Source organism: Allobosea sp. 10L417, from assembly GCF_056395485.1.
Genome location: NZ_JBFTJP010000014.1, coordinates 94094 through 113627, shown reverse-complemented (window position 1 = coordinate 113627; position 19534 = coordinate 94094). Strand labels below are relative to the sequence as shown.

Here is a 19534-nt window from a genome sequence, read left to right as displayed (position 1 = left end):
TGGCTCCTCCTGGTTCCGGTGCGACCTCGGTCGCGTCCCTCCAAGAAACTGCACTGCGCCGGATCGGTTCCGGGCGACTACACCGTCCCGCTTCCGCTCGCGGCGAGCGCGCGTAGCACCTCAGCCGTGGCCGTATCCGCCGGGAAGAACGTCTCCAGCGCCAGTTCGGACAGGGTGATGTCCACCGGCGTGCCGAAGACCGTCGTCGTCGAGATCAAAGACAGCACGGTTTCGCCGAGCCGCAACTGCATCGGCACGACGATGCCGGCTTCGGCGTCCGGGTCGTGCCGCTCCTGTCCGGCCTTGCCGGGATGCGGATAGGTGGAGAGTTCTTCCAGCAGGGCGCCAAGCGTGCCGTCCGCCGTAGCCCGAACCTGCTGGCGCAGCCGGGCGAGCAGATGGCCGCGCCATTCGTCGAGATTGACGATGAACGGCGCAAGCCCATCCGGGTGCAGCGACAGGCGCAGAACATTGACGGGTGGCTGCAATAGCGCCGCATCGGCGACGAGGCCGAGCAGCCGGGTCACCGCGCCATTGGCGGCGAGCAGCGTCCAGTGCCGGTCGACGGCGAGCGCCGGGTAGGGTTCGTGCCCCTTGAGGATCAAGTCGATCGCGCCCCTGGCGGCGTTCAGCGACGGATCTTCCAGGGAACGCTCGGGATAGACCGGCGCATAGCCGGCCGCCAGCAGCAGGGCGTTGCGCTCGCGCAGCGGCACCGTGAGATGCTCGGCGAGCAGCAGCACCATCTCGCGGCTCGGGCGCGAGCGTCCGCTTTCGACGAAGCTCAGATGCTTCTGCGAGATCTCGGCTTCGAGCGCGAGGTCGAGCTGGCTGAAGCGGCGCAGCTGGCGCCAGTCGCGCAGCAGCGTGCCGAAGGAGGGGGCGTGATGCTTGTTCATGGCAGGCAAGCTAGCGATCCCTGCGGGCCGTTCCAATTACCTCCCGCTTAATCGACGGGCTCTCCCGAAATCGGCAGCATTCCCCGCATCGAAACGGGCTGCCTGCCCATGAAACGGAAGGAGAATGCCATGTCGCTCATCCAACCCTCACCACTGCTTCGCAACGCCCTCGCGCTCGATGCCGCGGCCTGCGCCGGCATGGGCCTGCTGCTCGCTACGGCCGCCGGCCCGCTCGCCGTGCCCCTCGGCCTGCCGGAGGGGTTGCTGCGCGGAGCGGGCATCGTGCTGCTGCCTTGCGCGGCGCTGCTGGGCTTCCTCGCCAGCCGCACGATTCTGCCGCGCCTCGCCGTCTATGCGGTCATCGGCATCAACCTGCTCTGGATCGTCGACAGCATCGCGATCCTGCTGACGGGCTGGCTGGCGCCGACCGGGCTCGGCATCGCCTTCGTGCTCGCCCAGGCTGCGGCCGTCGCCATCGTCACCGAGCTGGAGGTGATCGGCTTCCGGCGCTCGCCGGCCCACGATAATGCCGCATTGGGCGCAAGTCTTGGCTGACGCTGTCACGCGGCTGTCGCATGGGCTCTCTAGCCGCGGATATCCTTTTCCGTCAGCGGGTCCGTTCCATGCGCCAGCCTTTCGTCCTCGCGGCTCTCGCCTCCCTCCTCCTCGCGGGCACCGCCGGCGCGGAGCCGATGTTCAATCGCATCGCCACCTTCTCCGTGCCGCAGAACCTGCCGGCCGACCGCGATCCCGCCAAGAAGACCGTCTCCGAGATCATCGCAGCCAGCGAGGACGGCATGCTGCTGGCCTATACCGATGGCGAGCAGAAGGCGCTCGGCATCATCGACATCGCCGACCCGGCCAATCCGAAGCCGGCCGGCTTCGTGCCGCTCGACGGTGAATCCACCTCGGTCACCATCCTCGGCGACAAGGCCTTCGTTGCCGTCGTCACCTCTGGCGACAATTTCAAGGAGCCGGCCGGCCACCTCGCCACGGTCGACCTAAAGACCAGGCAGGTCGTGGCGAAATGCGATCTCGGCGGCCAGCCGGACTCGGTGACGCTCACCAAGGACAAGGGCAAGGTCGCGATCGCGATCGAGAACGAGCGCGACGAGAAGCTCAACAAGGGCGCCTTGCCGCAGCTCCCCGCCGGCAACCTCACCCTGATCGGCATCAAGGATGGCGCCATCGACTGCGCCACCCGCCAGGTCGTCGACCTGACCGGCCTCGCAACCGTCGAGCCGACCGATCCGGAGCCGGAATTCGTCGACGTCAATCAGGACGGGCTCGTCGTGGTGACGCTGCAGGAGAACAACCACCTCATCGTCGTCGATTCGAAGACGGGCAAGGTGGTGACCCATTTCTCGGCGGGCAGCGTCGATCTCAAGAACATCGACAAGACCCGCGACGGCAAGATCAGCCCGACCGAGGAGCTGAAGGGCGTTGCGCGCGAGCCGGACGCCGTGCGCTGGATCGACAACGACCGCTTCGTCACCGCCAATGAGGGCGATTGGAAGGGCGGCTCGCGCGGCTTCACGATCTTCCGCAAGGACGGCACCGTCGAGTTCGATTCCGCTTCGGAGGTCGACCACATCGCCATGCGCCTCGGCCATTACCCCGAGAAGCGCTCGGCCGCCAAGGGCAGCGAGCCCGAGGGCATCGAGGTCGCGACCTATGGCAACGACCGGCTGATCTTCGTCGGGCTGGAGCGGGCGTCGCTGGTGCTGGTCTACAAGGACGAAGGACCCGGCAAGGCGCCGCGCTACCTGCAGGCCCTGCCGACCGGCATCGGTCCGGAGGGGCTTCTCGCCATCCCGCAGCGCGACCTTTTCGTTTCGGCTTCGGAAACCGATGCCGGCGAGAAGGGCGGCGCGCGTTCGGCGGTGATGATCTATCGCCGCGCCGAGCAGGCCGCGGCTTACCCGACCATCCAGTCGCAGAACGAGAACGGCCTGCCGATCGGCTGGGGTGCGCTCTCCGGCCTTGCAGCGGACCGCACCGCGCCGGGCAAGCTCTTCTTGATCACCGACAGCGCCTACACGCCCTCGCGCATCCTCGAGATCGACGGGACGCAGAAGCCCGCCCGCATCATCGGCGCGATTACCGTGACCAGGGACGGCAAGCCCGCTTCCTATGATCTCGAAGGCATTGCGACCCGCGAGGGCGGTGGCTTCTGGCTGGCCTCCGAGGGCAATCCCGAGAAGAAGGATGCGCCGCTCGCCGACATCCTGCTGCGCGTCTCGGCCAAGGGCGAGGTCGAGGAAGAGATCGTCCTGCCTGAGGCTTTGGCGAAGCATGCGGTCCGCTTTGGCTTCGAGGGCGTGGCGGTGACCGGTACGGGCCCTGAGGAGACCGTCTGGCTCGCGGTGCAGCGCGAGTGGAAGGACGATCCGAAGGGCAAGACCAAGATCCTCTCCTACAAGCCGGCGACCAAGGAATGGGGCGTGCTGCACTACCCGCTCTCCCAGCCGGCTGCCGGCTTCTGGATGGGCCTCTCCGAGCTGGTTGCCCTTGGCGACGACCGTTTCGCCGTGATCGAGCGGGACAACGGCTTCGGCGCCAAGGCGGCGAAGACGCTCCAGACCTTCTCGGTGAAGGGCCTGAAGCCCGCCGCCATCGGCGCGGCGGACATCCCGACCGTCACGAAGACCTTGCTGCGCGACCTGACGCCCGATCTGATGAAGGCCGGCGGCTACGGTCTCGACAAGGTCGAGGGCATGGCCGTCGACAAGGCCGGGCACCTCTTTGTCATCACCGACAATGACGGCGTCGACGATTCCTCCGGCGAGACCCAGTTCTTCGCCTTCGGCAAGATCGGCAACTGACGAGCCGCCCGCTCATTCCCGGGCGAAGCGAAGCGCAGACCCGAGAAACCTCATGACCGGAGGACGCTGGTTTCCAAGATGGTCGGGTCAGGCCCGACCATGACGCATGATAAAAAAAGCCCCGGATGCGATGCATCCGGGGCAAGGCGCCTGGCCCATGAAGAAGCCAGGTGGGAGGAGACGGTCACCAGCCGGCGAGCACGGCGCCCTTGTAGCGCTCGGCGATGAAGCTCTTGATCTCCGGGCTCTGATAGACTTCGACCAGCGTCTTGACCCAGGGCTTGTCCTTGTCGGCGGCGCGGACTGCGATCAGGTTGACATAGGGGCCTTTGGCATCCTCGCGCAGGATGGCCGAGGCGGGGTCGATCTTGGCGTCGACGGCGTAGTTGGTGTTGATCGCGGCGGCGGCGACGTCGGCCAGCGAACGCGGCGTCTGGGCGGCCTCGAGCTCGATGATCTTGAACTTCTTCGGGTTGCCGGTGATGTCGGCCACGGTCGGCTTGAATCCGACCCCGTCCTTCAACTTGATCACGCCCTTGTCCTGCAGCAGCAGCAGCACGCGCCCGCCATTGGTCGGGTCGTTCGGGATGGCGATGGTGGCGCCGTCGGGGAGCTCGGCCCAGCTCTTGTACTTCGACGAGTAGATGCCGATCGGGAAGTTCACGGTGAGGCCGACCTTGACGATTTTGTAGCCGCGATCCTTCACCTGATTGTCGAGATAGGGTTCGTGCTGGAAGGAGTTGGCGTCCAGCTCACCGGCGTCGAGCGCCTGGTTCGGCACGACATAATCGGAGAACTCGGTGATCTTGAGGTCGAGGCCCTTTTGCGCCGCCAGCGGCTTCACCTTCTCGAGGATCTCGGCATGGGGGCCGGGCGTGACGCCGATCCGAAGCACCTGGTTTTGCTGGGCGAAGGCGGGGCCGGCTGCGAGCGCCAGGGCGAGACCGGCTGCGAGCGCGGCGCGGCGGCTGAAAGAGGTCGTCATGATCGTGGTTTCCTTCGGTATGAAGCGGGTGAAAATGATCAGGCGTGGCGCAGGCGCTTGTTCAGGCGGCGCGCCAGGCGGTCGCCGAAGCTCTGCACGAGCTGGACGAGAACGATGAGTACGGCGACGACGGTCGCCATCACGTCGGGCATGAAGCGCTGGTAGCCGTAGCGGATGCCGAGATCGCCGAGTCCGCCGCCGCCGACCGCGCCGACCATCGCCGAGAAGCCGATAAGGCTGACCACGGCGAGGGTGAGGCCGAGCACGATGGCCGGCAGCGCCTCGGGCACCAGCACCTTGCGGACGATCTGGATGGGTGTTGCCCCCATGGCGCGCGCGGCCTCGACCAGACCCTGATCGACCTCGCGCACGGCGCCTTCGATCAGCCGGGCGATGAAGGGCGTCGAGGCAACGGTCAGCGGCACGATCGCCGCGGCGGTGCCGATCGACGTCCCGGCGAGCAGCCGCGTGAACGGGATGATCGCGACGACGAGGATGATGAAGGGCGTCGAGCGGGTGGCGTTGACCAGCACGCCGAGCAAGGCATTGGCGGCGGGTGCGGCGAACAGCTCGCCGCGCTTGCTGGTGGCGAGGAAGACCCCGAGCGGCAGGCCGAGCAGCGTGCCGATGCCGGCCGAGACGGCGACCATGGCGAGCGTGTCGAGCGTCGACTGCCAGATCAGGCGGATGAGTTCAGGAGACATGGCCGATAACCTCCGCCTTGAGCCCGAGGCTCTTCAGGGCGCCGAGCACCGCGTCGCTTTCCGGCGCGCGCGAGGGCACCGAGACGAGCAGGCTGCCGAAGGGCTGGCCGGCGATGGCGTCGATCCGCCCGGCCAGGATGTTGACGTCGACGCCGACGACCGCGCTGAGCCGGCTGATCACCGGTGCCGTCGCGTTCTCGCCGATGAAGGTGATGCGCAGCACGAGATTGTCGCCCGGGCGCGCCTGCGTGCGGATGCGGCCGGCGAGATGCTCGGGCACCTCGACGCCGGTGACGGCCTCGACGAAGCGCGCCGTGGTCGGGTGCTGCGGGTTGGTGAAGACGGAGAAGGTTTCGCCCTGCTCGACGATGCGTCCGCCCTCGATCACCGCGACGCGGTCGCAGATCTCCTTGATGACGGGGATTTCGTGGGTGATCAGCAGGATCGTGATCCCGAGCTCTCGATTGACTTGGCGCAGCAGCGCCAGGATCGAGCGGGTCGTCTCCGGGTCGAGCGCCGAGGTCGCCTCGTCGCAGAGCAGCACCTTCGGATCGGTGGCGAGCGCGCGGGCGATGCCGACGCGCTGCTTCTGCCCGCCCGAGAGTTCCGCCGGATAGCGCGCGCTCTTGTCGGCAAGACCGACGAGCTCGAGCAGCCGCTCGACCTTGGCGGTGATCTCGGCGCGCGGCGTGCCGGCAATCTCCAACGGCAGCGCGACATTGTCGAAGACGGTGCGCGAAGACAAGAGGTTGAAGTGCTGGAAGATCATACCGATGCGGCGGCGCTGCGCCCGCCAGCCGGCCTCGGTCAGGTTGGTGACATCCTGCCCTTCGATCAAGATGCGGCCGGCGGTGGCGCGCTCCAACCCGTTGACGAGGCGGATCAGGGTCGACTTGCCGGCACCGGAGCGGCCGATCACGCCGAGGATGCTGCCGGCGGGCACGTCGAGATCGATGCCGGCGAGCGCGCTCACGGGCTGCTGGCCGCTGCGTGCCGCATAGGTCTTGCCGACCTGCTCGAAACGGATCGCGGGCTCGGCCATGGCGACTGGCAGGGCGCCGGCGCTCAACGCGCCAGGGCTGACGGGGGCGTTCATCATGTCCTCAGAAATGGGTGTGGCAGGACCAGTGTGCGATACCGAGCTGCTCGATGGTAACGTCATGGATCGAGCGGCGCCGATCGTCCGAGCGCGCGGCGTCGAGCGGGTCGAAGGTTGCCGGCACCGCCCGGTTGAACCAGGCGGCGACGGCGTTCCAGAGCGATGACAGGACTTGCATCACCGCCTCACGAGGCCAGCCGGAGCGGGCTGTGGCGGGGCCGCCGGGCGAGGCGGCGCGCCGCGCTCTCTGCCGCGCCGGGCGTGGCGAAGCGCTGCCCCTCCAGGGCTCGGAAGGCCGAGGAGGCGGCGATGAAGGTGAAGTCGCGCTCATCGGCGCGCCGGCTGACGAGGCCGATCTGGTCCTCGCCAAGCTCGATGACATAGGCTTGCAGCGCCGGGCTAGGCCGGCTGGAAACGGAATGAAACTGGGACATGGCTCTGCCTTTTGCCGCATCTGGCGGCGTGTTCGTCGAAGCGATCGGGTGAAAGCGGCCTATCGGCCTTGCGATCTCAGCGTCGACAACAGCAGGGGGCGGGGTGGAAGCGCGTTTGGCTTCGGCTCATTCTCGCAACGGTCATGTCAGTCTCCTCAATCTGGAGCCCACGACCCAGTCGTGGCGCTTTAGCGTTTGGTGACGCGGCGCAAGCTGCTGCTCAAATCTCCGCGGTATCCGGATCGCTCCGGAGACAATGTGCAATCTGGCGGCGATCGTCCTCTTTGTCAATCGCTTCGTTCTTTTAAAGAAACCGCAGGCCAGAGAAGAATATTCTCCGGCGCTCGTTACCCGTCGGCGATGATGCGGCAATGAGCTGCTTGACGGAGCCCTGGAAGGGGCGCCATCTGCGGCCCATGCCGGCTCGTGCCACCTTTCTCGATCGCCTGCGCCGCTCCGGCCTCGGAGTCTGGCTTGCGGTCGCCTATGGCTGGGGCGCGCTTGTTCTGGCAATCGCGCCGGCTTCGGCGCTGGCGCCCTTTTCGGCAAGAGACGGCGCCGTCCTCTGTTCCGGCGCTCCGGTGCCCGCGGAAGGTGCGCCGGCCCCGGCCGGCGATCTCGCCCATTGCAAGGGCTGTCCGCTCAATCCCGTGCTGGCCGGTCCGCCATGGGGCGATCTGTTCTTCGCCGCGCGTTCCATCGCCAGGCTGGCCTCGCTGCACCCGGTCGCCGAAGGTGTGGCGCATGGTTTCGCTGTCGGCCTTGCGGATTCGCGCGCTCCGCCCGCAGCCTGACGCTTCCCACCGCCTGCCGATATCCCGCCGGCCATCGACGCCGGCGCATTTGCCATTCGGGCTGCTCAGCAGTCCTTTCCGCTCAGGACACAAGCCATGAAGCTTTCCCTTTTGCTCGCGACGGCCGTGCTCGCGCTTTCGGCCACCATGGCCTCCGCCCACGACTTCAAGGCGGGCGCGCTGAAGATCGGCCATCCCTGGTCGCGGGCGACCCCGGCCGGCGCCAAGGTCGGCGGCGGCTATCTCAGCATCGAAAACACCGGAACCACGCCCGATCGGCTGGTCTCGATCTCCGTTCCCTTCGCCGCTCGCGCGGAAATCCATGAGATGGCGACCAAGGACGGCATCATGACCATGCGCCCGCTCGAGCAGGGCGTTGAGGTTCCGCCCGGCGCCAAGGTCGAGTTCAAGCCCGGCGGCTACCACATCATGTTCATGGAGCTGAAGCAGCCGCTGAAGCAGGGCGAGATGATGAAGGGCACGCTGACCTTCGAGAAGGCAGGCTCGGTCGATGTCGAGTTCAAGGTGGATTCGATAGCCGCCAAGGGCGGCGAAGGCGAGCACAAGGGCCACTGAGCGCTGTTTCCCGCGCATCATGCTCGGGCGTGACCCGGGCATCTCTTGCGGGCGATTCCCGGGTCGCCGCCCTGCGGCGCCCGGGAATGACGGTCTGGCCGCTCAGAGCTTCGCGCGCGGATCGTGCTTCGCGATCCGGGACAGCAAATAATCGACCTCGGCCTTGGCAACTGCGCTCAAGGCGGCGCCCGGCTTGCGCTGGGCGTCATGGCTGAGGATGCCGCGCTTCATCATCGTGTATTTGCGCACGGCGAGCCCGACGCCCTGCTGCTGCTCGTAGCGCATCAGCGGCAGATGAGCGTCGAAGATGTCATGGGCCTCGTCGCGCTTGCCGGCCTTCTGCAGCTTGACCACGTCGATCAGGAGTTCCGGGAAGGCATAGCCGGTATTGGCGCCGTCGGCGCCACGTTCCATCTCGAAATCGAGGAAGAGCCCGCCATTGCCGGTCACGATCGAGATTGGGCGCAGCGAGCCCTCTTTCTGGAACTTGCGCAGCGCCGAAATCTTCTCCAGCCCCGGCCAGTCCTCGTGCTTCAGCATCACGCAGGAGGGGTTGTCCATGACGATCTTGCGGATCACCGCCGGCGTCATCACCACCGAGAGCGTCAGCGGATAATCCTGGATGACGAAGGGGATGTCGGTGCCGATCGCCTCGACAGCCTGGGCGTAGTAGCCGGTGATCTGGTCGTCGGTGCGCAGCGCGGGCGGCGGGGCGATCATCACGCCGCCGGCGCTGAGGTCCATCACCTGCCGCGCGAGCGAGCGCATCGCCGCGAAACCGGGCGCGGAGACCCCGACGATGATCGGCTTGCCGCCCATCTTGGCGACGGCGCGCTTGACCAGCTCGACCGACTCCTCGGGCTCGAGCTTGGGCGCCTCGCCCATGATGCCGAGCACGGTGACGCCGTCGGAGCCGATGCCCTGGTAGAATTCGAAGAGCCGGTCGGCCGAGGTCCAGTCGATGCTGCCGTCCGGGTTGAACGGCGTCGGCGCGATCGGGAAGACGCCGCTGGCGTCGGAGGTCAGGCGCATGGTTTCTGCTCTCGGTCTTGTCGGGGAGGAAGGCTGGAACCTCGTCATGGTCGGGCTTGACCCGACCATCTCGGAAACCAGCGGGGCTGGTCATGAGATTCTCGGGGCGAGCCCGAGAATGACGCCTCAGACGATGCGGGTTCGGACCGTGCCGACGCCGGCGATCTCGCCTTCGAGCACGTCGCCCTTGCCGACGGCGGCAACGCCTTCCGGCGTACCGGTGAAGATCAGGTCCCCGGGCTTGAGCTCGACCAGGCCCGAGAGATAGGAGATCGTCTCCTCGACGTTCCAGATCTGCTTGGCGAGGTCGGAGCTCTGGCGCACGACGCCGTTGACGGTGAGTTCGATCTTGCCGGCGCTCGGATGGCCGGCCTGGCTCGCGGGAACGATCTCGCCGATTGGCCCGGAGAGGTCGAAGCCCTTCGACATGTCCCAGGGGCGCCCGGCCTTCTTGGCGGCGGCCTGCAGGTCGCGGCGGGTCATGTCGAGCCCGGCCGCGTAGCCATAGACATGGGCGAGCGCCTCGGCTTCGGGGATGTCCTTGCCGCCTGTGCCGATGGCGACGACCAGTTCCATCTCATGATGGAGATCCTTCGTCTTCGTCGGATAGGGCATGTCGGCGCCGTTGACGAGCAGCGCGTCGGCCGGCTTGGTGAAGAAGAAGGGCTCTTCGCGGTCGGGATCGCCGCCCATCTCGCGGGTGTGCTCGGCGTAGTTGCGGCCGACGCAGAAGACGCGCCGCACCGGGAAGGAGCCGCCCCCAGCGACCGGAACGGCCGTGATGGCCTGCGGATCGATCACATAGTTGCTCATCGGACGGTTCCCTCGGTCGTTAAAGTTCAGAACATTGCTGCGGCAAAAAACCGGCATCCACCTTTGCGCGCAATGCCCTGGCACCTGCTTGCGCTGTTCATGCGGGAGGCGCGCGCCGTCCGCAAGCAGCTTGCACCGTCACCGGGCCTGCGTGAGCGGCATTGCAGGCGCTCTTCGCATGCGCGGAATGGTTTGTGCGGCGCGCCATTGCAACCACCGCGATTTGCCTCCTACACTGCCGTGCCGGGCTGGTCCGGCAAGTCTCAAGGAAGGAGCGGCATGTGAGTACGGGAACCGTGAAATGGTTCAACGAGACCAAGGGCTACGGCTTCATTACGCCCGACGAGGGCGGCGGCGACATCTTCGTGCATGTCAGCGCAGTGACGCGCGCGGGGCTGCGTGGCCTGAACGAAGGCCAGAAGGTCAGCTACGACCTCGAGCCTGATCGCAAGACCGGCAAGAGCGCTGCGGTGAATCTGAAGGTCGCTTAGGGCAGGCAGCGACAGCGGGAAGGCGATGGCGGCGCCGTTCCCGAGCCACGGCGAATCTCTTTCGCTCGCGAGCGGACTGAAGGCGATTCCAGGCATGCCCGTCGCCGTTGGCGACGGATTCGAAAGAGAGCCGCTCAGGCGCGGCCCGGCGCCGGATGGAACAGCCGGCCCTTTTCCACGATCAGCACGATGACGAGCGCGGCGATGCCGCAGAGTGCGAAGCCCAGCGTCAGCGGGATGACCGTGCCGTTGAAGTGCTGGCCGATATAGAAGCCCAGAAGCGCGCCGATCACTGTGGTGACGAAGCCCTGCACCGAGGATGCCGTCCCCGCGACATGGCCGAGTGGCTCCATCGCCATGGCTCCGAAATTCGGGCCGAGCAGGCCGAAGCAGAACATGGCGCCGCCCTGCAGGATCGCGAAGCTCCACAGCGACTCATGGCCCGCCAGGGCGAGGAGCGCATGCAGGCTTGTCAGCGCGATGTAGCCCAGCAGCGCGGTATGCGAGACCCGGCGCATGCCCAGCCGCCCGACGATGCGCGAGTTCAGCAGCGAGGATGCCGCCATGAACATCGCGATCAGCGCGAAGACGGTGGTGAACAGTTCGGGTGTATGGAAGACGTCGACGAAGACCTGCTGCGCCGAATTGATGAAGCCGAACAGCCCGCCGAGCACGAAGGCCATCGCCAGCATGTAGCCGACGCCGATGCGGCTCGTCAGCGTGGTGCGAAAGGCGGCGGCGACGCTCCGGGGGGCGATCGGCTTGCGGTCTTCCGGATGCTGGGTTTCGGGCAGCTTCACCGCGACCCAGACGAGCACGGTGGCGCCGAAGGCGGTCAGCACGCCGAAGATCCAGCGCCAGGGCGCCACCCACAGGATCGCCTGGCCGATCGACGGGGCGAGGATCGGCACGGCCAGGAAAACGATCATGGCGAGCGACATCACCCGCGCCATGTCGCGCCCGGAATAACAATCGCGCACGATCGAGACGACGAGCACGCGCGTCGCCGCGGCGCCGACCCCTTGCACCACGCGCGCCGCCATCATCGCCTCGAACGAGCCGGCGAATGCCGCGGCGATGCTGGCGAAGACGTAGACGATCAGGCCGGCGAGCAGCACCGGCCTGCGGCCGTAGCGGTCGGAAATCGTGCCGTAGAAGATCTGCGAGACGCCGAAGCCGAGCAGATAGGCCGTGATGATCCACTGCCGCTGGTTGGCCTCGGCGATGCCCAGCGCCTCGGCCATTTGCGGCAAAGCCGGCAGCATGGAGTCGATCGCCAGCGCGTTGGTGGCCATCAGCGCGGCGGTGAGGCCTACGAAGGGATAGAAGCCCATGCCGTGGCGCGGCCGGGCGATGGCGGACATGTCGTTCATGGCGATCGCGAAAGCTGGCCCGGCGGCTGCGAGCGGAGGGCAGCGGCAGGCAATGATCAGGCGGCAGCATTAGACCTCCCGACAGGGGGGCGGCAACCCGCCCTGCCAGCCATGCGCCATGCGCCGGGCGCGCTTCCCGCTTCAGCCGGCCTTTTGCATCTCGGCCATCAGCGCGTTGTCGATGTCGTCGGCCCGCTTGGCGGCTGGCCTGCCAGCCAGTCTTGCGCCATAGGCCTCAAAAGCCGGCCGCTTCTCGATCGTGCCGAACTGCAGCCCCCACTGGACCTGCGAGCCGACATAGACGTCGGCGGCGCTGAAGCGCTCGCCGAGCAGGTATGGCCCCTGGCTGACGGCCTGTTCGAGCGTGTCCATCACATCCGCATAGGTGCCGTAGCCGATCGCACGGGCCCGATCGGGCGGCACTTCGAGGCCGAAGGCCTTGTTGCTGACGGCGGCCTCGACCGGGCCGGCCGTAAAGAACAGCCAGCGATAGTAAGGGCCGCGCAGCCGGCTGGTCGGCTCCGGCGCCAGCCCCGCCTGCGGGAAGGCATCGGCGAGGTAGGCGCAGATCGCCGCGCATTCGGTGACCACGGTGTCGCCATGGACGAGCGTCGGCACCTTCCCCATCGGGTTGAGCGCCTTGTATTGCGCGCTCTTCATCGGCGCGCCGAAGCCGAGGATCTCGGTCCGGTAGGGTTGGCCGACCTCTTCCACCATCCAGCGCGCGATCCGGCCGCGCGACATGGGATTCGTGTACAGCACGAGTTCGTCTGTCATGGATATTGCCTCCTTGCGGTGCGGTGTCGCTCTAGCGCTGTCGCGATGCTGTCAGGATACATCGCCTGACGGCGCCGGTTTGAACTGCTATCCTTGCTGCGAAACAGGACGGGAGCATGAACGAATCATCGCCATTGCGCAGCGTCTCCGTGAGTGAAGGGCGGATGGCGATCGAGGGCTCGTTGGCCCGCTACGTCCAGGGCTCGGCCCGGCGCTTTCGGCTGCAGGCCGCGGCGCTTCGCATCGTCGGCGGCTTCGAGAGTCGCGAGGGGCGCCTCGAGGACGCGCGGCGCATCCTTGCCGAGGCCCATGTGGCGGATGGCGTGCTGCGGCGCGCCGGCTTCGACGGCGAGGCCGAGGCGATTGCCCTCACCTTGCGCCCGCTTGCCGCGTCGAGCGAACAGCCGCGCCTCCTGCTGATGCTCGGCTATCGCGAAGAAGGCGGGGCCGAGATGCCCTTTGCCGATGTGTTTCTGGCTCCCTTGGTGTTCGAGGCGCTCAAGGCCGACATGCTCGAAGGGCTTGCGCAGGAGCTCTCGCTCAGCGCCACGACGAGCCTCTGGGTACGGGAGGAGGATCGCGAGCTGCCCGCAGGGAGCCCGGTCGGCTGGTATCTCGCGCCTGGGAGCGATGGAAAGGCCGCTGTCCCGGCCCGTGGCTTCATCGATAGCATCGAATGGATGCCGAAGGCCCGTCCCGAGCCGTTGGCGGAGGCTGTGCCGGTGCACCGGGTTGCAGCCGAGCACGGTCACGAACCCGATGAGGATTGGCAGGAGAGCAGTGCCGAGCAGCTGCGCAAGATTAACTGGAGCTTCAGGCAGCTCCTGCTTCTCCTTGCCTTCCTGATGATCATCATCGCCCTGAAATAGCCGTGCGCCTCACGGCTCGTGGCGGCGGATCCGGCGGATGATCTCGTTCAGCGCCAGCATGGCCAGCGCCAGGATGAAGGGCAGGACGTAGTAGATCACCCGGAACATCAGCAGCGCTCCGAGCACCTGCTCGTAGGGAAGCCGGTTGAGCGCGACCAGCATCGTCGCCTCGAAGACCCCGAGGCCGCCGGGCGCGTGACTGGCGATGCCGATCAGGCAGGCGAAGATGTAGGCGGCCAGGAAGGTCGGGTAGTCGAGATTGTAGCCGCCCGGCAGCAGCACGAAGAGCACGGCTGCGGCGGCGCTGACTTCGCAGGCGCCGAGCGCCATCTGGCCGAGCGTGGTGCCCAGCCCCGGCAGATGAAGGTTCCATCCCCGCACGCGCAAGCTGCGCTCGTCCGTTGCGATCCAGATCAGGTAGCCGATGATACCGAGCCCGACGAGGCCGCCGACGATCTGGACGACGAGTGGTGAGGTCCGCGCGAGCATGGCGACCGAATCGGCCGAATAGACCAGGCTGGCGCAGAGGATGGCGCCGAGCCCGAGCCAGAAGGTGATGCCCGCGATCACTGTCAGGCTCGCGACCTCCGAAGCCCGCACGCCTTTCGGCGAATAGATCCAGTAGCGCACCGTGCCGCCGGTCACGATCGGGAAGCCGAGCGTGAAGGACACCGAATAGCTGGTGAAGGAGGCGAGCGCTGTGGTGCGGTAGGGGATCGAGAGTCCGAGCCGGCGCAGCGCCAGCGCATCGTATCCCGTGAGCAGCAGATAGCTCAGGGCCGTGAAACCGCAGGCAAGTCCGAGCTGGCGCAGGCTGGCATTGGCGAAGGCGCCGGCGAGCTGGCCCGGCTCCATCTGGCTGATGATGTGCCAGAGCACGACGAGCGAAGCGCCGAAGATGACCATGCTCGCCAGCGGGCCGAGCCACCACCAGCGGCTGCGCTTGCGCAGGTGCATTCCTGGCTCATGCGGGCCGAAAGACATGCGCTCTCTGGGTTGCGCGCCACAGCCGGATCGCGGCAGCACGGGGGGATGGGAGGGCGCGGCCGCGCCCCGGCCCGAGAGATAGCGCGTTGGCAGCGATGCACAAGCCGCTGCGGCGAATGAGCCCCATGAGGAGGCTGGTCGCGACAGCCGCCTCGGGCCGAGCCCCCGTGCCCGAGCGTCAGCGATGCGGGCCGGCAAGGTTGGAATGGGGGGAACAGCCGCTGCTCGCCGGCGTTCAACGCTCGACTCCAGCAAGGGAGGCTCATCATGCCGCGTGGCGACAAATCGGCCTATACGGACAAGCAGAAGCGCAAGGCGGAGCATATCGAGGAAGGCTACCAGGAGCGCGGCGTCTCGCACGAGGAAGCCGAGCGCCGGGCCTGGGCTACCGTGAACAAGGAAAGCGGCGGTGGCAACAAGTCGGGCTCCGGCCGGGGCAAGCCCGACACCAATGTCTCCGCCAAGCGTGGCGGTCGGATCGGCGGCGAGGCCGCGGCCGCGCGCCCGAAGTCCGAGCGCTCGGCCTCGGCGAAGAAGGCGGCCGAGACGCGGAAGAAAAAGGCGTCCTGAACCGGGGCGGCTTGCCGCCCCGGAGTTGCCTGCCTCAGCCGCCGATGTTGAAGGAGGCCAGCGCCGCCATGTTGACGATGTCGGAATCCTTCGCGCCGAGCGGCACGATCTGCACGGGCTTGTCGAGGCCGACGATCAGCGGGCCGATCACGGTTGCGCCGCCGAGTTCCTGCAGCAGCTTTGTCGAGATCGAGGCCGAGTGGAAGGCCGGCATCACCAGCACGTTCGCCGGTCCTGACAGGCGGCAGAACGGATACTGGGTCATGATCTCGCGGTTGAGCGCGACATCTGCCGCCATCTCGCCGTCATACTCGAAATCGACGCGCTGGCCGTCGAGGATCGCCACCGCCTCGCGCACCTTTTCGGAGCGCTCGCCGGCTGGATGTCCGAAGGTCGAGAAGGCGAGCATCGCCACCTTCGGCTCGTAGCCGAGCCTGCGGCCGACGCCGGCTGCCTCGATCGCGATCTCGGAAAGCGCCAGAGCTGTCGGCATCTCGGTGATTGCGGTGTCGGCGACGAGGACGGTGCGGTCGCGCGAGATCACGATCGAGACGCCGATCACGCGATGGCCGGGCTTCTCGTCGATGACGCGGCGAACCTCCTCCAGCGCGATCGAATAGTTGCGGGTCACGCCCGTCACCATCGCGTCGGCATCGCCGAGCGCCACCATCGCCGCGGCGAAATGGTTGCGGTCCTGGTTGATCAGGCGCTGGCAGTCGCGGAAGAGATAGCCCTGCCGCTGCAGCCGCTCGTAGAGATACTGCGCATAGGCGCTGTTGCGGTGGGAGAGCCGGGCGTTCTGGATCGAGATGCCCTTGGCTTCGAGATCGACGCCGAGGAAGGTCGCGGTCTCGTAAATGCGCTCCTCGCGGCCGACGAGAATGGCCTGGCCCAGCTCCTGATTGACGAAGGACGCTGCGGCGCGGATGACCTGCTCCTCCTCGCCTTCGGCAAAGACGACGCGCTTCGGATAGCGCTTTACCCGCTCGAAGATGCGGTTGAGCGTGCCGGCGACCGGGTCGCGGCGGGCGGAGAGCTGCGCCTTATAGGCGGTCATGTCGACGATCGGCTTGCCGGCGACGCCGGATTCCATTGCCGCCTTCGCCACCGCCGCCGGCACGACCTGGATCAGGCGCGGATCGAACGGCACGGGGATGATGTAGTCCTTGCCGTAGCGCGGCCGCGCGCCTTGATAGGCTGCGGCAACCTCGTCGGGCACGTCCTCGCGGGCGAGCATCGCCAGCGACTCCGCTGCAGCGATCTTCATCTCCATGTTGATCGTGGTCGCCCGCACGTCGAGCGCGCCGCGGAAGATGAAGGGGAAGCCGAGGACGTTGTTGACCTGATTGGGATAGTCCGAGCGGCCGGTCGCCATGATGGCGTCGTCGCGGATCGCATGGACCTCCTCCGGCGTGATTTCCGGATCGGGATTGGCCATGGCGAAGATGATCGGGTTCGGCGCCATCGCGGCGACCATCTCCGGCGTCACCGCGCCCTTTTGCGACAGGCCGAAGAAGGCGTCGGCCCCCTCCAGCGCCTGCGCCAGCGTCCGCCTGTCGGTGATGGCGGCATGGGCCGACTTCCACTGGTTCATGCCCTCGGTGCGGCCCTGGTAGATCACGCCCTTGGTGTCGCAGAGGATGACGTTGTCGGGCTTGAAGCCCATCGCCTTCAGGAGCTCGATGCAGGCGATGGCGGCGGCGCCGGCGCCGTTGATGACGAGCTTGGTCGATGTGATGTCGCGTCCGGTCAGATCGAGTGCGTTGACCAGGCCGGCGGCGGCGATGATCGCGGTGCCGTGCTGGTCGTCGTGGAAGACCGGGATGTCCATCAATTCGCGCAGGCGCTGCTCGATGATGAAGCACTCGGGCGCCTTGATGTCCTCGAGGTTGATGCCGCCGAAGGACGGGCCGAGATACCGCACCGCGTCGATGAACTTGTCCGGGTCCTCCGTGTCGACCTCGAGGTCGATCGAGTCGACGTCGGCGAAGCGCTTGAACAGGACGGATTTGCCCTCCATCACCGGCTTGGAGGCGAGTGCGCCGAGATTGCCGAGGCCGAGGATGGCGGTGCCGTTCGAGATCACCGCGACGAGGTTCGAACGGGTCGTGTAGTCATAGGCGCGCGACGGGTCCTCAGCGATCGCCAGCACCGGCACGGCCACGCCCGGCGAATAGGCCAGCGAGAGGTCCCGCTGCGTCGCCATCGGCTTCGTCGGGACGATCTCCAGCTTGCCGGGACGGCCCTGCGAGTGGAACAGCAGGGCTTCCTGGTCCGTGAAGGTCGGGCGCGTTCTCTTGGTCGTCGGGCGGTCGTTCATCGAAGAGTCTTTTCTTGAGCGTTTCCTCGGGGGAAGCGACCATACGGCCGCGCCCCACGGGACCACAAGCCGTTATAGGCCCACAGAACTCTTGCCGGGCAACGGTGGAATTGCGGCGGCGTCGGAAGGCTACAGCCGGTTGCGCACGCTGCGGACGAAATCACCGACATAGCGGTCGAGCGCTTCCGCCTGCTCGTCGACCCTGCGGGCGGCATCCGCCACGCCGACGGCGGCATCCCCGGTGACGCGCACCTCGGTGCCGACCGTGCTGACATTTGCGGTGACGGCGTCGGCGCTGAGAGCGACGGCCTGCGCATCGGCGGCAATGGTCGAGACGATGTCGGCCTGCCGGCTGACGACGGAGGCGATCGCGCCGGACGTCTGCTCGATCATGGTCATCGTGCCTTCGATATGGGCCACGGCCTGGACGGCGGCCGCGGCAGCACCGCGGATGCCGGAGAGAGTTTCGGCGATGTCGCGCGTCGCCTTCTGCGTCTGTTCTGCGAGCGTCTTGACCTCGCCCGCCACGACGGCGAAGCCACGCCCTGCGACACCCGCCCGCGCGGCCTCGATCGTGGCGTTCAGCGCCAGCAAATTGGTGCGGGCCGCGATCTCCTCGATGAAATCGAGCACCGCGCGTACCTTGTCGGCCGCCTCCGTCAACCCGGTGACGTCGCTTCGCGTGCTGCGGACATAGCTGGCGGCCGCGCGCACCGTCTCGTCGGCATGGCTGGTCTGGCGGGTGAGTTCCCGGATCGAGGCTTCGATCTCTTCCGCCGCGGTTGCGACGCTGCCGACCCGCTGCGATGCGCTTTCCGCCTCCCGGGTCACGCCTTCGGCACGCAGGGTCGTCGCGCTCGCGCTCTGCACCATCTGGCCGGCGGCGGCGCGCATGTCGCGCATCGAAACCCCGACATCGGCGAGCGCCTTGCCGACGGTGCGTTCCAGATTGCCGGCCAGTTCGTCGAGCGCGGTCTTGCGGAGCGTCTCGATTTCGGCACGGCGCGCCTCCAGCGTCTTCTCGGCGGTGATGTCGAGCAGGATGCCGTCCCAGATGAATGTTCCATCTGCAAGCCGGCGCCGCGTCGACTCGCTGCGAAGCCAGACCGTGCCGCCATCTGGAGCATGATAGCGCCCCTCGAAACGCCAGACATGGTCGTCGCCCGGCGTCTCGCGGCGCCGATCCTCGAAGCGCGCGCGATCCTCGGCGAACATCTTGCCGAGCCAGACTTCCGGATCCTTTTCGGCATCCTTCCGCGCGATGCCCAGCGCCTTGTCGATGGAGAATGACGCGAACTGGTAGGACAGTTTGCCGTCCGGCCTCAAAAGACATTGATAGAGCGTGCCGGGCGCCCGCTGGATCAGGGTCCGCAAGCGATAAGCCGTTTCGCGGCGGTCGTTGTCGTGGATGACGACGATGCCGGTGAGGATGATGCCGATCGTGCCCACCAGTATCATGGCTGGCACTGCCTCGCGCAGGAAGAGCTCTCCCGCATCGCCCGGAATGAAAGGGGCCGAGGCCAGCAGGCAGAGGGCATCGAGAGAACTCAGCAGGATAAGGTCGCGTGGCATCAGCGGGCGTCGGCGCCGCGCCAGCCAGGCCGAGAAGGCGATTCCGATCAGCATGCGCAGCACGATGCCGCCGATTCCGGTCGCCATGCCGACGCCGCCTGCCAGGAAGCGCGCGACGACCAGCGGAGTGGCCGTCAGGAGGGCCGCCCAGGGCCCACCGATAGGCCCGGCCAGGATGGCGAAGGTATTGCGTGAATCGATCAGCAGGCCGGGCTGGATCTCGACGGGGTTCGCCATGCTGACAAGCGCGCCGCCTGCGAACAACAGGCTCACGGCGCAGGGCCGTAGCCAGCCCCGTCCGCTGAACCTGGGGGCGATCACCGTCAGCACGAGCCCGGCGAAGAGCAGGAAGAACAGGCTCTGGACGAGATTGATCAGCAGCAATGTCGAGACCTTCGGCCGATTCGGCCGATG

Annotated in this window: 20 protein-coding genes; 7 read left to right on the top strand and 13 right to left on the bottom strand. The window is 67.1% G+C overall.

From position 1 onward, the window contains the following. Window positions 1-77: 77 nt before the first annotated feature. Entirely contained in the window at window positions 78-899 is an 822-nt protein-coding gene (locus tag AC1DE3_RS25575) for a helix-turn-helix domain-containing protein (RefSeq protein WP_476852862.1), read from the bottom strand. A gap of 129 nt (window positions 900-1028) precedes the next feature. On the opposite strand from AC1DE3_RS25575, the gene AC1DE3_RS25570 reads away from it, so the two are divergent. Beyond that, the gene (locus tag AC1DE3_RS25570) at window positions 1029-1454 is read left to right on the top strand and encodes a hypothetical protein (RefSeq protein ID WP_476780867.1); all 426 of its coding nucleotides are present in this window, start codon (window positions 1029-1031) and stop codon (window positions 1452-1454) included. 68 nt (window positions 1455-1522) lie between these two features. Next, the gene (locus AC1DE3_RS25565) at window positions 1523-3724 is read left to right on the top strand and encodes an esterase-like activity of phytase family protein (protein ID WP_476780866.1); all 2202 of its coding nucleotides are present in this window, start codon (window positions 1523-1525) and stop codon (window positions 3722-3724) included. Between the two features lie 184 nt (window positions 3725-3908). Here AC1DE3_RS25565 and AC1DE3_RS25560 read toward each other — a convergent pair whose 3' ends face one another. The 5 genes from AC1DE3_RS25560 to AC1DE3_RS25540 are packed head-to-tail and all read right to left on the bottom strand — an operon-like array spanning window position 3909 to window position 6946. After that, window positions 3909-4709, bottom strand: coding sequence for a MetQ/NlpA family ABC transporter substrate-binding protein (locus tag AC1DE3_RS25560; protein WP_476780865.1), 801 nt, complete (start codon window positions 4707-4709; stop codon window positions 3909-3911). A gap of 38 nt (window positions 4710-4747) precedes the next feature. Then, a complete protein-coding gene (locus AC1DE3_RS25555; RefSeq protein ID WP_441509826.1) occupies window positions 4748-5413 on the bottom strand; it encodes a methionine ABC transporter permease in 666 nt (221 codons plus the stop codon). Next, the gene (locus AC1DE3_RS25550; protein ID WP_476780864.1) at window positions 5403-6509 is read right to left on the bottom strand and encodes a methionine ABC transporter ATP-binding protein; all 1107 of its coding nucleotides are present in this window, start codon (window positions 6507-6509) and stop codon (window positions 5403-5405) included. The genes AC1DE3_RS25555 and AC1DE3_RS25550 overlap by 11 nt, the downstream gene beginning before the upstream one ends. A gap of 7 nt (window positions 6510-6516) precedes the next feature. Beyond that, entirely contained in the window at window positions 6517-6690 is a 174-nt protein-coding gene (locus AC1DE3_RS25545) for a hypothetical protein (protein ID WP_476780863.1), read from the bottom strand. A 7-nt stretch (window positions 6691-6697) separates the two neighbouring features. After that, complete coding sequence (locus AC1DE3_RS25540) at window positions 6698-6946, bottom strand: hypothetical protein (RefSeq protein ID WP_476780862.1); 249 nt, start codon at window positions 6944-6946, stop codon at window positions 6698-6700. Between the two features lie 371 nt (window positions 6947-7317). Here AC1DE3_RS25540 and AC1DE3_RS25535 point away from each other — a divergent pair, with 371 nt between their 5' ends. Beyond that, window positions 7318-7740: a hypothetical protein gene (locus AC1DE3_RS25535; RefSeq protein WP_476780861.1), complete on the top strand. Its 423-nt coding sequence runs from the start codon at window positions 7318-7320 to the stop codon at window positions 7738-7740. A gap of 96 nt (window positions 7741-7836) precedes the next feature. Continuing rightward, a complete protein-coding gene (locus AC1DE3_RS25530; RefSeq protein WP_476780860.1) occupies window positions 7837-8316 on the top strand; it encodes a copper chaperone PCu(A)C in 480 nt (159 codons plus the stop codon). Window positions 8317-8418: 102 nt separating this feature from the next. Here AC1DE3_RS25530 and AC1DE3_RS25525 read toward each other — a convergent pair whose 3' ends face one another. Together AC1DE3_RS25525 and AC1DE3_RS25520 are read right to left on the bottom strand one after the other, a co-directional pair. After that, entirely contained in the window at window positions 8419-9348 is a 930-nt protein-coding gene (locus AC1DE3_RS25525; protein ID WP_476780859.1) for a dihydrodipicolinate synthase family protein, read from the bottom strand. A 126-nt stretch (window positions 9349-9474) separates the two neighbouring features. Further along, on the bottom strand, window positions 9475-10161 hold the full coding sequence (locus AC1DE3_RS25520) for a fumarylacetoacetate hydrolase family protein (protein WP_441509820.1): 687 nt from the start codon (window positions 10159-10161) through the stop codon (window positions 9475-9477). Window positions 10162-10442: 281 nt separating this feature from the next. Between AC1DE3_RS25520 and AC1DE3_RS25515 the strand changes: the two genes are divergently transcribed. Next, window positions 10443-10652: a cold-shock protein gene (locus AC1DE3_RS25515; protein ID WP_149131593.1), complete on the top strand. Its 210-nt coding sequence runs from the start codon at window positions 10443-10445 to the stop codon at window positions 10650-10652. A gap of 134 nt (window positions 10653-10786) precedes the next feature. On the opposite strand, the gene AC1DE3_RS25510 is transcribed toward AC1DE3_RS25515, so the two are convergent. Together AC1DE3_RS25510 and AC1DE3_RS25505 are read right to left on the bottom strand one after the other, a co-directional pair. After that, window positions 10787-12025 carry a multidrug effflux MFS transporter gene (locus tag AC1DE3_RS25510; RefSeq protein WP_441509819.1) on the bottom strand — a complete coding sequence of 413 codons (1239 nt, stop codon included), beginning with the start codon at window positions 12023-12025 and terminating at the stop codon, window positions 10787-10789. A gap of 141 nt (window positions 12026-12166) precedes the next feature. Then, window positions 12167-12802, bottom strand: coding sequence for a glutathione S-transferase family protein (locus AC1DE3_RS25505; protein WP_476780858.1), 636 nt, complete (start codon window positions 12800-12802; stop codon window positions 12167-12169). Between the two features lie 116 nt (window positions 12803-12918). Here AC1DE3_RS25505 and AC1DE3_RS25500 point away from each other — a divergent pair, with 116 nt between their 5' ends. Next, window positions 12919-13671: a hypothetical protein gene (locus AC1DE3_RS25500; protein ID WP_476780857.1), complete on the top strand. Its 753-nt coding sequence runs from the start codon at window positions 12919-12921 to the stop codon at window positions 13669-13671. A gap of 9 nt (window positions 13672-13680) precedes the next feature. On the opposite strand, the gene AC1DE3_RS25495 is transcribed toward AC1DE3_RS25500, so the two are convergent. Then, window positions 13681-14628 (bottom strand): lysylphosphatidylglycerol synthase domain-containing protein, encoded by a 948-nt coding sequence (locus tag AC1DE3_RS25495; RefSeq protein ID WP_441509816.1) that lies wholly within the window; start codon window positions 14626-14628, stop codon window positions 13681-13683. A 297-nt stretch (window positions 14629-14925) separates the two neighbouring features. On the opposite strand from AC1DE3_RS25495, the gene AC1DE3_RS25490 reads away from it, so the two are divergent. Beyond that, complete coding sequence (locus AC1DE3_RS25490; protein WP_441509815.1) at window positions 14926-15228, top strand: plasmid stabilization protein; 303 nt, start codon at window positions 14926-14928, stop codon at window positions 15226-15228. 34 nt (window positions 15229-15262) lie between these two features. Here AC1DE3_RS25490 and AC1DE3_RS25485 read toward each other — a convergent pair whose 3' ends face one another. Beyond that, on the bottom strand, window positions 15263-17548 hold the full coding sequence (locus tag AC1DE3_RS25485; RefSeq protein WP_476780856.1) for an NADP-dependent malic enzyme: 2286 nt from the start codon (window positions 17546-17548) through the stop codon (window positions 15263-15265). A 129-nt stretch (window positions 17549-17677) separates the two neighbouring features. Next, window positions 17678-19504: a methyl-accepting chemotaxis protein gene (locus tag AC1DE3_RS25480; protein ID WP_476780855.1), complete on the bottom strand. Its 1827-nt coding sequence runs from the start codon at window positions 19502-19504 to the stop codon at window positions 17678-17680. Between the last annotated feature and the right edge of the window lie 30 nt (window positions 19505-19534).

Excerpts from the sequence above, each read along its gene's own strand:
- AC1DE3_RS25575 (WP_476852862.1), bottom strand. The coding sequence starts at position 899 with ATGAACAAGCATCACGCCCCCTCCTTCGGCACGCTGCTGCGCGACTGG.
- AC1DE3_RS25570 (WP_476780867.1), top strand. The coding sequence starts at position 1,029 with ATGTCGCTCATCCAACCCTCACCACTGCTTCGCAACGCCCTCGCGCTC.
- AC1DE3_RS25565 (WP_476780866.1), top strand. The coding sequence starts at position 1,523 with ATGCGCCAGCCTTTCGTCCTCGCGGCTCTCGCCTCCCTCCTCCTCGCG.
- AC1DE3_RS25560 (WP_476780865.1), bottom strand. The coding sequence starts at position 4,709 with ATGACGACCTCTTTCAGCCGCCGCGCCGCGCTCGCAGCCGGTCTCGCC.
- AC1DE3_RS25555 (WP_441509826.1), bottom strand. The coding sequence starts at position 5,413 with ATGTCTCCTGAACTCATCCGCCTGATCTGGCAGTCGACGCTCGACACG.
- AC1DE3_RS25550 (WP_476780864.1), bottom strand. The coding sequence starts at position 6,509 with ATGAACGCCCCCGTCAGCCCTGGCGCGTTGAGCGCCGGCGCCCTGCCA.
- AC1DE3_RS25545 (WP_476780863.1), bottom strand. The coding sequence starts at position 6,690 with ATGCAAGTCCTGTCATCGCTCTGGAACGCCGTCGCCGCCTGGTTCAAC.
- AC1DE3_RS25540 (WP_476780862.1), bottom strand. The coding sequence starts at position 6,946 with ATGTCCCAGTTTCATTCCGTTTCCAGCCGGCCTAGCCCGGCGCTGCAA.
- AC1DE3_RS25535 (WP_476780861.1), top strand. The coding sequence starts at position 7,318 with ATGAGCTGCTTGACGGAGCCCTGGAAGGGGCGCCATCTGCGGCCCATG.
- AC1DE3_RS25530 (WP_476780860.1), top strand. The coding sequence starts at position 7,837 with ATGAAGCTTTCCCTTTTGCTCGCGACGGCCGTGCTCGCGCTTTCGGCC.
- AC1DE3_RS25525 (WP_476780859.1), bottom strand. The coding sequence starts at position 9,348 with ATGCGCCTGACCTCCGACGCCAGCGGCGTCTTCCCGATCGCGCCGACG.
- AC1DE3_RS25520 (WP_441509820.1), bottom strand. The coding sequence starts at position 10,161 with ATGAGCAACTATGTGATCGATCCGCAGGCCATCACGGCCGTTCCGGTC.
- AC1DE3_RS25510 (WP_441509819.1), bottom strand. The coding sequence starts at position 12,025 with ATGAACGACATGTCCGCCATCGCCCGGCCGCGCCACGGCATGGGCTTC.
- AC1DE3_RS25505 (WP_476780858.1), bottom strand. The coding sequence starts at position 12,802 with ATGACAGACGAACTCGTGCTGTACACGAATCCCATGTCGCGCGGCCGG.
- AC1DE3_RS25500 (WP_476780857.1), top strand. The coding sequence starts at position 12,919 with ATGAACGAATCATCGCCATTGCGCAGCGTCTCCGTGAGTGAAGGGCGG.
- AC1DE3_RS25495 (WP_441509816.1), bottom strand. The coding sequence starts at position 14,628 with ATGCACCTGCGCAAGCGCAGCCGCTGGTGGTGGCTCGGCCCGCTGGCG.
- AC1DE3_RS25490 (WP_441509815.1), top strand. The coding sequence starts at position 14,926 with ATGCCGCGTGGCGACAAATCGGCCTATACGGACAAGCAGAAGCGCAAG.
- AC1DE3_RS25485 (WP_476780856.1), bottom strand. The coding sequence starts at position 17,548 with ATGAACGACCGCCCGACGACCAAGAGAACGCGCCCGACCTTCACGGAC.